This is a genomic window from Arthrobacter sp. C2 (assembly GCA_024207135.1).
Taxonomy (GTDB): Bacteria; Actinomycetota; Actinomycetes; order Actinomycetales; family Micrococcaceae; genus Paeniglutamicibacter.
This window is the reverse complement of record CP042428.1, coordinates 1125688-1139022: the sequence shown is the minus strand read 5'-3', so window position 1 is coordinate 1139022 and position 13335 is coordinate 1125688. Positions and strand designations below refer to the sequence as shown.

The 13335-nt window shown below is 60.4% G+C and carries 13 protein-coding genes; 10 read left to right on the top strand and 3 right to left on the bottom strand.

The window, feature by feature from the left end:
* Positions 1–16: 16 nt before the first annotated feature.
* The 4 genes from murA to FPY90_RS05295 are packed head-to-tail and all read left to right on the top strand — an operon-like array spanning position 17 to position 4285.
* Positions 17–1345: a UDP-N-acetylglucosamine 1-carboxyvinyltransferase gene (gene murA, locus FPY90_RS05310; protein WP_113763599.1), complete on the top strand. Its 1329-nt coding sequence runs from the start codon at positions 17–19 to the stop codon at positions 1343–1345.
* 19 nt (positions 1346–1364) lie between these two features.
* Positions 1365–2132, top strand: coding sequence for a lysophospholipid acyltransferase family protein (locus FPY90_RS05305; protein ID WP_498684265.1), 768 nt, complete (start codon positions 1365–1367; stop codon positions 2130–2132).
* The gene (locus FPY90_RS05300; RefSeq protein ID WP_498684262.1) at positions 2133–3164 is read left to right on the top strand and encodes an NAD(P)H-dependent glycerol-3-phosphate dehydrogenase; all 1032 of its coding nucleotides are present in this window, start codon (positions 2133–2135) and stop codon (positions 3162–3164) included.
* Entirely contained in the window at positions 3161–4285 is a 1125-nt protein-coding gene (locus FPY90_RS05295) for a D-alanine--D-alanine ligase family protein (protein ID WP_498684261.1), read from the top strand. Before FPY90_RS05300 ends, FPY90_RS05295 begins: the two co-directional genes overlap by 4 nt.
* An 81-nt stretch (positions 4286–4366) precedes the next feature.
* Here the strand turns inward: FPY90_RS05295 and FPY90_RS05290 are convergent, their stop codons facing one another.
* Positions 4367–4909 carry a DUF3515 domain-containing protein gene (locus FPY90_RS05290; protein WP_498685519.1) on the bottom strand — a complete coding sequence of 181 codons (543 nt, stop codon included), beginning with the start codon at positions 4907–4909 and terminating at the stop codon, positions 4367–4369.
* A gap of 74 nt (positions 4910–4983) precedes the next feature.
* Here FPY90_RS05290 and FPY90_RS05285 point away from each other — a divergent pair, with 74 nt between their 5' ends.
* The 4 genes from FPY90_RS05285 to rsmD are packed head-to-tail and all read left to right on the top strand — an operon-like array spanning position 4984 to position 9825.
* Positions 4984–6030, top strand: coding sequence for an LCP family protein (locus tag FPY90_RS05285; RefSeq protein WP_498684259.1), 1047 nt, complete (start codon positions 4984–4986; stop codon positions 6028–6030).
* 22 nt (positions 6031–6052) lie between these two features.
* On the top strand, positions 6053–7015 hold the full coding sequence (locus FPY90_RS05280; RefSeq protein WP_498684257.1) for a DAK2 domain-containing protein: 963 nt from the start codon (positions 6053–6055) through the stop codon (positions 7013–7015).
* The gene (locus tag FPY90_RS05275; RefSeq protein WP_498684255.1) at positions 7005–9218 is read left to right on the top strand and encodes an ATP-dependent DNA helicase RecG; all 2214 of its coding nucleotides are present in this window, start codon (positions 7005–7007) and stop codon (positions 9216–9218) included. The genes FPY90_RS05280 and FPY90_RS05275 overlap by 11 nt, the downstream gene beginning before the upstream one ends.
* Before the next feature lie 7 nt (positions 9219–9225).
* Positions 9226–9825: a 16S rRNA (guanine(966)-N(2))-methyltransferase RsmD gene (gene rsmD / locus FPY90_RS05270; protein WP_498684254.1), complete on the top strand. Its 600-nt coding sequence runs from the start codon at positions 9226–9228 to the stop codon at positions 9823–9825.
* Here the strand turns inward: rsmD and FPY90_RS05265 are convergent.
* A complete protein-coding gene (locus tag FPY90_RS05265) occupies positions 9787–10566 on the bottom strand; it encodes a spermidine synthase (RefSeq protein WP_498684253.1) in 780 nt (259 codons plus the stop codon). The two genes, rsmD and FPY90_RS05265, sit on opposite strands and share 39 nt — an antisense overlap.
* A gap of 2 nt (positions 10567–10568) precedes the next feature.
* Complete coding sequence (locus FPY90_RS05260; protein WP_498684251.1) at positions 10569–11780, bottom strand: aminotransferase class I/II-fold pyridoxal phosphate-dependent enzyme; 1212 nt, start codon at positions 11778–11780, stop codon at positions 10569–10571.
* 117 nt (positions 11781–11897) lie between these two features.
* Here FPY90_RS05260 and coaD point away from each other — a divergent pair, with 117 nt between their 5' ends.
* Together coaD and galU are read left to right on the top strand one after the other, a co-directional pair.
* A complete protein-coding gene (gene coaD / locus FPY90_RS05255; protein WP_498684250.1) occupies positions 11898–12374 on the top strand; it encodes a pantetheine-phosphate adenylyltransferase in 477 nt (158 codons plus the stop codon).
* A gap of 49 nt (positions 12375–12423) precedes the next feature.
* Positions 12424–13320 (top strand): UTP--glucose-1-phosphate uridylyltransferase GalU, encoded by an 897-nt coding sequence (gene galU, locus FPY90_RS05250; RefSeq protein WP_498684248.1) that lies wholly within the window; start codon positions 12424–12426, stop codon positions 13318–13320.
* Positions 13321–13335 lie beyond the last annotated feature (15 nt).

The following is a 13335-nucleotide window of genomic DNA, read 5'->3' as shown; positions in this document are numbered from 1 at the left end:
TGAGGTTCTTAAGTTCATGGCGAAAGTCCTAACGATTCATGGTGGCGTGCCACTCAAGGGAAAAGTGACCGTCAGGGGTGCCAAGAACCTGGTTCCCAAAGCCATGGTCGCGGCTCTTTTGGGGGATTCACCCTCTGTCTTGCGCAACGTCCCGGAAATCAAGGACGTTGCCGTTGTCACCAGCCTTCTGAAGATCCACGGTGTCACCGTGACCAAGGACGAGGCCACGGGCGACCTGACCATGGACCCCAGCGGGACCAAGACCGCCACGAGCAATGAGATCGATACCCATGCTGGGGACTCCCGCATCCCAATCCTCTTCTGCGGCCCCCTGCTGCACAGCCTGGGCGAGGCACTGATCCCCAACCTCGGTGGTTGCAAGATCGGCGACCGCCCCATCGATTTCCACCTTGATGTGCTTCGCCACTTCGGAGCCGAGATCGACAAGGCCGGCCCGCTGGGCACGAGCATCCGGGCACCGCACGGGCTGACCGGTGCCAAGATCTCCCTGCCATACCCGAGCGTTGGCGCCACCGAACAGGTGCTGCTGACCGCCGTGCGCGCCAAGGGCACCACCGAGGTCGAAAACGCGGCCATTGAGCCGGAAATCCTTGACCTCATCTCCTTGCTCCAAAAAATGGGCGCCATCATCACGGTCGGCCGCGACCGCGTCATTCGCATCATCGGTGTCGAACGCCTCAGTGGCTACAACCACAAGGCACTGCCCGATCGCAACGAGTCCGCCTCCTGGGCATCCGCCGCATTGGTCACCAAGGGCGACATCTACGTCGAAGGCGCAGCGCAGCGCGACCTGACCGCCTTCCTTCACACCTACCGCCAGATCGGTGGCGAGTTCGAGGTCACCGATGGCGGAATCCGCTTCTTCCACCCGGGCGGGGAGCTCAAGCCGCTCATCCTGGAAACAGACGTGCACCCGGGCTTCATGACCGACTGGCAGCAACCCCTCGTTGTGGCGCTGACCCAGGCCACCGGCGTTTCGATCATCCACGAAACCGTGTATGAGAACCGTTTCGGCTTCACCAACGCCTTGGTGGAAATGGGCGCCCGCGTCCAACTGCACAGCGAATGCCTCGGCGCGATCCCGTGCCGTTTCGGCCAGCGCAACTTCCAGCACTCCGCCGTGATCACCGGGCCGACCCCGCTGGTTGGCGCTGACATTGACATCCCGGACCTGCGGGGCGGATTCTCGCACCTGATTGCCGCGCTCGCTGCCGAAGGCACGAGCCACGTCACCGGGATCGAACTGATCAACCGCGGGTACGAAAAGTTCATGGACAAGCTCACTGACTTGGGTGCGCGCGTCGAGATGAATGAAATCGCCTGATCCGCATAGGCTGACTTGCATGAAAGAATCTCGCGGTACAAAAACCGCGTTTGCAATAGCGGCCGGAATCGTTCGGCCGGTCATGAACCTCATGATCAGCCGAACGTGGCGGGACTTCGACAAGCTCCCCGAAGGCGGGTTCATCTTGTGCCCGAACCACGTCACGGAAATCGATCCGCTGGTCGTGGGCCACGCGATCTACAGCTCCAAGCGCTACCCGCGGTACCTGGCCAAGGAATCCTTGTTCAAGGTGCCGGTGCTCGGCACGATCCTGCGCAACACCGGACAGGTTCCCGTGGCCCGCACCTCCGCAGGAGCATCCCAGTCGCTGAAGGCCGCACGTGAGGTACTTGATGCCCACGGCGTCATCGTCATTTACGCCGAGGGCACCTTGACCCGGGATCCGGACCTGTGGCCCATGCGTGGGCACACCGGTGCTGCGCGGCTGGCCCTGCAGACCGGTGCTCCCGTTATTCCGATGGCGCACTGGGGTGCCCAGGAATTGTTCCCCCGCTATGCCAAGGGTCTGAAGCTCTTTCCCCGCAAGCGGGTAACGGTCATGGCCGGGGATCCTGTCGACCTTGACGACTTGCGGGATGTCCCCTTGACCCGAACAGTCCTCCTCGAGGCCACCGAACGGATCATGCGAGCCATTGCCAAGGATGTGGGCGTCTTGCGTGGCCAGAATCCACCGGAGGTCCTTTGGGATCCGGCGGACCACGGCCAGGCCGCCCAGGGCCGCAATTTCGACAACGGGGCCCCGACGAACGAAACAAAGGACAAATAGATGAGGCCCGCACCAAGCAAGATTGCCGTCATGGGCGCCGGAAGCTGGGGGACCACCTTTGCCAAGGTGCTTGCCGACTCCGGAGCCGATGCAGGCACTGAGGTCATGATTTGGGCCCGTCGCGACGAGGTGGCGGCTGAGATCAATACGCGCCACACCAACTCCCGCTACCTGCGCGAAACGAAGCTCCCCGGCAACATCACCTCGTCATCCAGCACCGCCGAGGTCCTTGCGCGCGCCGAACTGGTGGTCCTGGCAGTCCCGGCCCAAAGCCTGCGCGAGCAACTGCGTTCCTTCAAGGAATTCCTGGAACCCGACGCGGTGCTCATGTCCCTGATGAAGGGCCTTGAACGCGACACCGATGCCCGCATGAGCGAAGTGATCTCCGCCGAGGTGGAAATTTCCCCTGAACAAATCGCGGTCCTTTCGGGACCCAACCTGGCCATGGAAATCGCACGCAAGCAGCCAACAGCCTCGGTTGTGGCCTGCACCGACATCGAGACGGCCACGTGGATAGCCACGCTCTGCTCCACTGACTACTTCCGCCCATACACCAACACCGACGTCATTGGCGTTGAAATCGGGGGCATTGCCAAGAACGTCATTGCCTTGGCCGTAGGCATCTGCGACGGACTGGGCATGGGCGACAACACCAAGTCCTCAATCATTACCCGTGGCCTTGCCGAGACCACGCGCCTCGCCTTGGCGCTTGGTGGAAGCTATGAAACCCTTTCCGGCCTTGCCGGCCTGGGTGACCTGGTCGCTACCTGCTCATCCTCGCTCTCGCGCAACAACACCGCGGGCCGGCTATTGGGCCAGGGCCTTTACCTGGACGAGGTCAACGACCGCATGTCGCAGACCGCCGAAGGCATCAAGTCGGGGCGGGCCGTGTTGGACCTCGCGACGCGCCACGACGTAGAAGTACCCATTACCGAGGCCGTGGTCATGGTTCTGGAAGGCACGCTGAGCGTGGAGAACATGGGAGCACGCCTGCTGGGGCGTCAATTAAAGTCTGAAGGTGAACTCAAATGAGTCAAGTGAACAACCACAAGCCCCGGGTGATGCTGCTCTTTGGCGGTCGCTCATCCGAACACCCGGTCAGCTGCGTCACCGCCGCCGGCGTTCTTGAAGCCATCGACCGCGACAAGTACGAGGTCGTGCCAGTGGGCATCACCCGCGAGGGAGCCTGGACCCTGGTGGACCAGGACGTCACCACCTGGTCGCTGGCCAACAGCCAGAAGCCCGAGGTGACCGCAGGCAACGAGGTCCTGCGCCTGACGGGCGAGCCGGGAAGCCACGAACTGCTCGCCTCGGATGCAGCGCACGCCGTGCGCAGCCTTGGCGACATTGACTTGGTGTTCCCTTTGCTACATGGCCCATTCGGCGAGGACGGATCCTTGCAGGGAATGCTGGAAATGGTGGACGTTCCCTATGTGGGTTCGGGTATTGCCGCCAGTGCCATTGGCATGGACAAGCATTTCATGAAGGTGGTCTTTGAGGCCGCCGGATTCGCGGTAGGACCCTACGTTGTCATCCATGACAAGCAATGGGAACGCGACCAAGCTGCCTGCCTGGAATCGGTCAATGAGCTGGAATACCCGCTATTCGTCAAACCGGCCCGTGCAGGTTCGTCCGTGGGCATCAGCCGGGTGGACACTCCTGATGGACTTGTTGCAGCCATCGAGGCGGCTCGCATACACGATCCAAAGGTGATTGTGGAAGCGGGCATCGTAGGTCGCGAAATCGAGTGCGGCGTCCTTGAGGGACGAGGCTCTCTGCCGCCACGTGCATCGATGCCCGGGGAGATCGTGGTGGACAACTCCGGCCACACCTTCTACGACTTTGACGCCAAATACGTTGACGGGGCTGCCGCTCAACTCAGCTGCCCCGCGGTCCTTGATGCGGCAGCCACAGAGGAAGTGCGTCGTCTTGCAGCCGACGCGTTCGACGCCGTGAATGCCGAGGGCCTGTCGCGTGTCGACTTCTTCTACACGCCGGATGGCACGTGGATCATCAACGAGATCAACACCATGCCCGGCTTCACCCCGTCTAGCATGTACCCGCACATGTGGTCCAAAACCGGGTTGGGATACGCGGAACTCATTGACGAATTGATCCACCTCGGACTGAACCGCAAGACTGGTCTTCGCTAAGAACCGTGCCGAATGAATATGGGGTGTTTAACCAAGTAGACCTTGGCTAAACACCCCTCTTTTCATGTTCCAGCAACTTTGCTAGGGGACGTCCACGGTCTTGCTCACAGTCGAGCACGTGCGCGCCGCAGGAATCTTTGACGCTGCTGACGATAGGGTCGCCAGAACCGTGCTTGACGGAATCACGTTGGGATCGAACACCAATTCGGTGGCCGGGATCCTCCCGTAGGTGGTCAAGGTCCACGCCTCGTCGCCTTCCTTGGCCAACCAGTCAACCCCGTTCACGCTGACGCATGGATCGGTTGACGGGGGCGGGGGAGTGACCCCGCAACGCAGCACCAACTGGGCAGGGTCGCCCCACACTGCGGTGGCTTGGCTATTGGTCTGGCGCTTTTGCTGGTCCGAGATCTCCGGCGGAAGCACCACCATCATTTCGGCACACAACGGGTTGCCGGCATCGTCCGCGGGCTGGACGTTGGCAATGGAAGCGCAACCGGAAAGGACAAGGAATCCCGCGAGCGAGGCGACCGTAACGGTGGCAAACCGAACTCCACGGGTCTTTCTGGCTGTATATTTTCTGGGAGCCGACTGTGAGTTATGGGAATCTTGGCTACTAAAAATCAATCTGGGCACTTAAACAGCCTACCGGTCGTGGGACATGACTAGGATGTAAAGGAGTATTTGCTAGAGAGGCATGGATGACACATCTGAACGGGTCCTTCGAGGACACAGGCTACGAATCACCAAAGAAGAAGAAACGCACCGGTCTAATGATATTGTTGGGTGCCGTGTCTTTGGTGCTCATTGCACTTCTCGTAGCCGGGGGGTACCTGTTCTCGCTTGCTCGCAGCTTTGACAACAACACCACCAAGCTCACGGACGTATTTCCAGAGGAAACCCTGCGCCCGCAAAAGGCGGAGGCCGCCAAGGACGCGGTCAACATCCTGCTCCTGGGCAATGACACCCGCGCCAAGGACCAGGGCGAAGAGAACTTTGCCTCGCTGCCCAACGGCGGCCGTTCTGACACCATGATGCTCGTCCACATACCGGCGAACCGCGAAGGTGTCTACGTCACTTCGATCATGCGCGACACCTGGTTGGACATTCCGGGGCACGGCAAGGCGAAAGTGAATGCCGCCTTTGCCTATGGCGGAGTGGCGCTGGCCGTGCAAACACTTGAGGGCTTGTTGGACACACGTATTGACCACGTGGCTTCTATTGACTTCGAAGGGTTCAAGGGACTTACCGACGCGCTCGGCGGAGTCCAGATCAACAACCCGATCGCTTTCAGCCCACGAACCTCCAAGGGCATGACGTTCCCCAAGGGAGTGCAGACCCTTGATGGCGACCAAGCACTGGCATTCGTCCGTGAACGCTACGCGTTCAAGGATGGCGACTACCAGCGCGTGCGCAACCAGCAGCTTTACGTCAAGGCGGTCATGAGCACCTTGATGTCCAAGGAAACTTTGACGGATCCCGCGAAGATCTCCGAGACGGTCAAGGAATTCGCGCCATATGTTGCAGTCGACGAGACCCTCGATGCAGTCAAGGTTGCCAAGCTGGGAACCACCATGGCCAACGTGCGTTCCAGCGACATGCACTTCTTCACGCTCCCCAACAAGGGAACGGGACGTTCCGCCGATGGCCAGTCCATCGTCATTCCCGACATGGCAGTGATTTCGGACTTTGCAGACGCCTTGAAGCAGGACAAGGTGGGACAATTTGTAGAGGACAACGGTCTCTAAGGATCCAGTGATCACTCACACCATGAACCAAAAAATCCATGCCAATTCAAAGGCCATATCAACGTGGCTTGAACGAATGGTCAAGAGCCTGGGAAACCATAGCGACCGCCTGAATGCGATCAATATCTTCCCGGTCGCGGACGGGGACACCGGCAGCAATCTCTACCTGACCGCACGCAGCGCCCACGACGCGATTTCCAAGCTGGAAACCGAAAACATTGGTGAGCTTCTGACCATGGCATCGCGCGCTGCCATGGAATCGGCACGCGGAAACTCGGGAACGCTGCTTGCAGTCTTCCTGGCCGGCCTGGCAGAACCCCTTTGCGGAGTGGAACGAATGACAGCCCCTGCGCTGGCCACCGCACTGGAGCGCGGCAAAGTCAGGGCATGGTCTGCCCTGAGCGACCCGGTTTCCGGAACCATGCTCTCGGTCATGGAGGTCGTCGCCACCACCGCCCGGTCCACCCACCGCGCCAGCGAATTGGAGCCGGAAAGCAAGGCCGCGCTCGTTGAACTGCTCGATGCCCTCTGCGTCGCGGCGGAGGCGGCCGTGGTGGCCACGGAGAACGAGCTCGGGGCACTGCACAAGGCCAAGATCGTTGACGCCGGCGCCGTGGGCATGCTGATCATCCTGGATGAACTTCGCGGTTCCCTTCTTGGACACTTCATCGACCCCGATGAATACTCGAACCTGCACGGCTACGACATCCAGGACCCCCACATCCACCAGGATGTCTCCCCGGAAACCGGCGTAGAGGTCATGTGCACCATCAGCCTCGATGCCTTGGGCGCGGCCACCTTGCGCGGGCAGCTGGACACCATCGGCGACTCCGTCATCATGAGCCCGGTCAACCCCACCGAAGACGGATACCGCTGGCGGGTCCACGTGCACGTACCCGAAGCCGAGAGCGCCCTTGAAGTCATCCGAAGCCTGGGCACTCCGGTCAACGTCTCGGTGACCGACCTTTGCACGCATGACGGATGACCAAGACTTCACCAGCAATACGCCACTAGACTCCGTCCTTGGCGTTGCTTCCGCACGCAAGGTGGAAACCGCGTTCGGATACACCACGGTCGGTCAGCTGCTGGGACATTTCCCCCGTCGTTACATGGAAATCGGGGAGCTATCCAGGATTTCGGCACTTCCCGTCGGGGAGGACGTCACGATTGTCGCCGAAGTGAAATCGGTGAACCAGCGGCGCATGCACTCGCGGTCAGGATTCCTGCTTGAAGTTGTCGTCAGCGACGCTTTGGGACCCGAACAGTCGACCTTGCGGATGACCTTTTTCAACGGATACGAAGCCAAGCGTGACCTGCAGGTCGGTTCCACCGCCATGTTCAGCGGCAAGGTGACCATCTACCGCAACCACCTGGAACTCACCCACCCCGAATACTCCTTGCTCGACACGGCAGAAGAAGCCGATCCACGGCCCATTCCCATTTACCCGGCCACCGCCAAGTTCCCGAACAAGAAGATCCGGGAGACCATGGAGCTCGTGCTTTCCCGCGTCCGACCGGAGATTTTCGAGGAATTCATTCCAAAACAGGTCCTGGAATCCCAACGAATCCCGGGCAGGGCCACGGCCTTTGAAAACATCCACAGACCACAGACCGTTGCCCAAGGTTATGCGGCCAGAAAACGCTTTGCCTTCGAGGAAGCCTTCTTGCTCCAGCTCGCGCTGGCCCAACGCCGCGCCCACCGGATGCAACAGCCGGCAATTGCCCGGCACGGAGCCCCGGCAGGCCTGCTGGAAGCCTTCGACAACTCTCTTCCCTTCACCCTCACCGACGGCCAGGTGTTGGCTGGCATGGAAATCGCGGAAGATCTCGTCCGCGGCCACCCCATGAATCGTCTCTTGCAGGGGGAAGTCGGCTCGGGCAAGACACTGGTGGCGCTGCGGGCGATGCTGCAGGTCATTGACTCCGGCGGGCAAACCGCCTTGCTTGCACCCACCGAAGTGCTCGCACAACAGCACTACCAATCGATCAGGAAATTGCTTGGCTCCCTGGGCGCTGGAGGTGAACTTGGATCGGATCCCCGCGCTACCCGTGTGGACGTGTTGACCGGATCGGCCGGGACCGCCGACCGCAAACGCGTGCTGCTTGGTGCCGCTTCGGGAGAAACAGGAATCCTGGTGGGCACACACGCACTGCTCTCGGACGCGGTTGGTTTCGTGGACCTTGGCCTGGTGGTTGTTGACGAGCAACACCGCTTTGGTGTCGAGCAACGTGACGTTTTGCGATCAAAGGCGGACACACCGCCCCACATGCTGGTCATGACGGCCACCCCGATCCCGCGCACCGTGGCCATGACCGTCTTTGGCGACCTTGAAGTCAGCCTGATGAAAACCCTGCCCCCGGGCAGGGCACCCATTGCAACGCATCTGGTTCCACTCCAAGTGCCACGGATGCAGGAACGGCTTTTTGCCCGCATCGCAGAGGAAACAACCAAGGGCCACCAGGTGTACGTGGTGTGTCCGCGCATCAGCGAGAAGGCCGTCGAGGACGATTTCCTGCCGATGCCCGTTGAACTCGGTGCCAACGACGCGAGCTCGGATGCCAGCGCGAAGCCGGCATCGATGACCGTCGAGAAGATGCTGGACATACTGACCAACATGCCAATCTTTGCGAACACCGATATCCGCGCCATACACGGGCGCATGGCCAGCGACGAAAAAGCCGAGGCCATGAATGCCTTTGACAGCGGCCGCGCCTCCATTCTGGTCTCGACCACGGTGATCGAAGTCGGGGTGGACGTGCACAACGCCACACTCATGGTGATCATCGATGCGGAGAATTTCGGGATCTCGCAATTGCACCAATTGCGTGGACGCGTCGGGCGAGGCGGCCTACCAGGCACCTGCCTGATGACCACGTGGCTGGACGCGGAGCATCCCTCGGTGGTGCGGCTGCGGGCGGTTGAATCCACCACAGATGGATTCCTCCTGGCCGAGTCGGACCTGAACGAACGCCGTGAAGGCGACATCCTGGGGGCGAGTCAGTCCGGCTCCCGGTCCACGCTCAAGGTCCTGCGCGTCATGAAGGACGCCAAGCTCATCTCCCGGGCTCGAGATGCCGCCGAGGCCATCGTGGACGGCGGCGGCGGGCTCGGCTCCTATCCCGGGTTGCAGGCCGCCGTTGAGGAATGGGTAGACGAAGACATGCAAGCATTCCTGGAAAGGGGATAGATCCACCATGAGTCGTATTGTGGCCGGCGCCGCCGGAGGCACACCACTGAAGAGCGTGCCGGGGGACTCCACCCGGCCGACCACCGATCGCGTCAAGGAAGCGTTGTTTTCCCGGCTTGAGAGCTACGACGTGCTGGCCAATGCCAGGGTCCTTGACCTATACGCGGGCGCCGGGTCACTGGGCGTCGAAGCAGCAAGCCGCGGGGCCCGCTCCGTCTTGCTCGTGGAGCTTGCGCCCAAGGCAGTCGCCGTATGCCAGGCCAACGCCGGACTCGTCAACAAGGCCCTGCGCAATGACCTGGTCAGCGTCCGCCGCGGCTCGGTCGATTCGGTCCTGGATTCTTTTGCGCCGGTACCCGGAGGCAGCACAGGAAAGACCTGGGACTTGGTGTTCATGGATCCGCCCTACCCGCTGACAAACGAAGAGCTTGCCAAGACCCTGGAAAAGGTATCACTGGTGCTCGACGTCGGGGCAACCGTGGTGGTGGAACGCTCGGCCCGATCCGCCGAGCCCACTTGGCCCGCGGGCCTGGAGAAGTTCGACGACAAGAAATACGGCGAAACCCGGTTATGGTTTGCCGAACCCATCCAGGTCGCTGCCGAATAGCACCGTTCCCGGGTGCGGGCCCGCGGCCCGCAACCGATCCACCATGGCCATGTCGATTTTTGATTGGCTGCCGGCCAGAATCATGTTTCCCGGATACTTTCGGGAAAAGATCTCGGTCGGGGCGCTGGCGATGAGCGTTTGAAAGACCTGTGACATGGCCTGGATCTGGGAGTCGGCAAAGGAAAATGGCGGATCGTCGCCCACGTTCACCAGCACGATCCCGCCGGGCCGAAGCAACGCGTTCATCTCGGAATAGAAGCCGGGAACGGTCAAATGATGCGGTGCCCCGGAGCCGCTGAAGATATCCAAGACGATGATGTCGAATTTCTCATCGGCCAATTCCTCGGTCAGTACCCGCCGAGCGTCCCCAATAATCGTTTTGAGATTCTTGGGGTCACCCATGGGGAGGGCCTCCAGGACAAAGTCGAGTAGTTCACGTTCGAGGTCTACGGCTACCTGCTGGCTTCGTGGGCGCTTTTTCTCGATGTAGCGTGCCAAGGTCAGTGCGCCGGCCCCGAGATGAAGGACCCGCATTGGGGCTCCGGGCGCGGCCTGCTCGTCCACATGGTTGGCTAGTCGTCGAAGGTACTCGTAGAAGATCTGCTCGGGGTGATCCACATTGACGTGGGATTGTTCCGCGCCGCCCAAGGTCAGGACCCATGCTCCTGTAACGAAGGCGTCCTCCTCCAAGGTGGCGTGGGCCCTGAGGTTGCTGAGCCAGCGGCTGGCACGTTGCACCATGTTCAGCCACCCAGCTTTGTCGTGAGCTGGGACAGCCGCCGGGAGGCCTCGATGAGAAGCTCTGGTTTCTTGCAGAAGGCAAACCGCATCAGAGTGCGCGTGCGCTCCGCGCCCTCTTCGTGGCAGAAGACGGACAACGGGATGCCTGCGACACCGATCTTTTCGGGCATTTGGCGCGCCAGCTCCAATGCGTTGTGAAAACCGAGGGGTGCCACGTCGGCGACGATGAAGTAGGTTCCTTTCGGACGGAAAACCGTCATTCCAGCCGATTGAAGGCCCTTGGCCAGTATCTCGCTGCGCTCACCAAGATCATGGGCGAAGTCCGTAAAGAAGCTGGTCTCGCTGGCGAGCGCCTCGGCAACTGCCGGTTGGAATGCCGTGCCGGAGGAATAGCTAAGGAACTGCTTGACCGTTCGTACGGCCGCAACAAGATCGGCAGGTCCGGTGGCCCAGCCGACCTTCCAACCGGTAAAGGAAAAGGTCTTGCCCACCGATGAAATGGTGATGGTGCGATCCCAGGCCCCAGGAAGGGTGGCGATAGGGACATGGGTAAAACCAAAAGTGAGATGCTCGTAGACCTCATCCGAGACGATGAGGCAATCGTGCTGTTTGGCCAAGGCAACGATCTCGGCGAGCAGCTCCCGGCCAAAGGCGGCACCGGTGGGATTATGTGGGTTGTTCAACACCACCATCCGTGTGCGCGCGTTGAACGCCTTGCGGAGTTCCGTGAGGTCCGGCTGGAAATCCGGCGCGTTTAGCGCGACAGTCTTGTGGACTCCGCCAGCCAAGCCGATGGTTGCACCGTAGGAGTCGTAGTACGGCTCAAAGGTGATTGCCTCGTCTCCGGGCTTCACGAAAGCCAGAATGGCAGCGGCGATCGCTTCGGTGGCACCAGTGGTGACGACCACTTCGTCCTCGGGGTTGACGTCCAATTCGTAGAAGCGTTTTTGGTGATCCGAGATGGCCGTGCGGAGGGGGAGTATTCCAGATCCTGGGGCATATTGGTTAAGGTTTCCCGAAATACCGTGGGCTGCTTTGTCCTTGAAGAGGCTAGGCCCGTCGGTGTCGGGGAATCCTTGTCCCAGGTTGATGGCCTGGTGCTTCGCAGCAAGGGTGGTGATCTCCTCGAAGATGGTGACACCAAGAGCGCCGTTGGGGGAGAGAAGGTTGGCGCCTGCAGCCATGCGCTGCCAAGGGAATTCGAATGAGGACATGCCCCCATTATCCCGTCATCGACCGGCTCCGTGGGCAATCCATCGGGAAACGACACGTTGTGTCATCAAACCATCGGAAGCAACTGTGCCCATAGCCCAGTTGATAGATTGCAAGGTATGCGTCGAGCCGTCTGCCCCGGGTCCTTTGACCCCATCCACAATGGTCATGTTGAGATCATTGCCCGTGCCAGCAACCTCTTTGACGAGGTCATCGTGGCGGTGTCAACCAACTATGCCAAGAAATATCTTTTCGAACCCGAGGAACGCCTCGAAATGGTTCGGGAAACCATTGGGGGACTGCGCGGTGTCAGTGTTGAGCCCATGGGTGACGGACTGCTCGCCGACTTTTGCAAGCTGCATGGGGCCGATGCGATCGTCAAGGGACTTCGGTCCACTGTTGACTACCAGTATGAAACCCCCATGGCGGTCATGAACCGCCACCTGACCGGTGTGGAAACAGTGTTTCTGGCCGCCGATAATCGCTACACGCATTTGTCCTCCTCCCTGTTGAAGGAAGTCCAATCTCTTGGGGGGGACGTTGCGGACTACTTGCCGAGAACTGTGCTCAAGAGGCTGCGAAGCAGCTCGCAATAGGTCTAAAGCGTTTCGATGTTTGTGCATTGAATGACGTAAAGTCGAAGGCATGACTCAAAGTAGGCGTGTAATTAAGGCCGTTATTCCTGCGGCAGGTTTGGGGACGCGTTTCCTTCCTGCGACCAAGGCAATGCCCAAGGAAATGCTGCCCGTCGTTGACCAGCCAGCCATTCAATACGTTGTTGCCGAGGCATCAAAGGCCGGACTTACCGATGTACTGATGATCACTGGGCGAAACAAGCGGGCGCTGGAAGATCACTTTGACCGGGTCCCTTCCCTCGAAGCGACCCTCGAGGCCAAGGGCGACACCGAGAAATTGCAGCTGGTGCAGGGCGCCACGGCTCTGGGAGATATCCACTACATCCGACAGCGTGACCCGAAGGGTCTCGGACACGCCGTGCTCTGCGCCAAACAGCATGTTGGAGACGAGGCCTTCGCTGTCCTGCTCGGTGATGACCTCATTGACGAACGGGACGAGCTTCTCTCGATCATGATCGACGTGCAGGAGAAGACCGGTGGTTCGGTTATCGCGCTTATGGAAGTGGATCCAGCACAGATTAGCGCTTACGGTTGCGCTGATGTCTCGGCCGTAAACGGCGAAGATTACGTCAAGGTCAACGGGTTGGTGGAAAAGCCCGCAGTTGAGGATGCCCCGTCAAACCTCGCGGTCATCGGACGTTACGTCCTTCACCCGCGTGTTTTCGATGTTTTGGAAGAGACCAAGCCTGGGCGCGGAAATGAAATCCAGTTGACCGATGCGCTAGAAACCTTGGCTGTTGCAGAAGGCCCGGGTAGTGGCGTTCACGCCGTCGTCTTCCGGGGCCGGCGATATGACACTGGCGACAAGCTGAGCTACCTTCAGGCTGTGATTTCTTTGGCAACGGAGCGGCCGGACATCGGTCCGGAACTCCTTCCATGGCTCAAGGAATTCGTCGCCGGGCGCTAGGATTCTTTTAGTTGG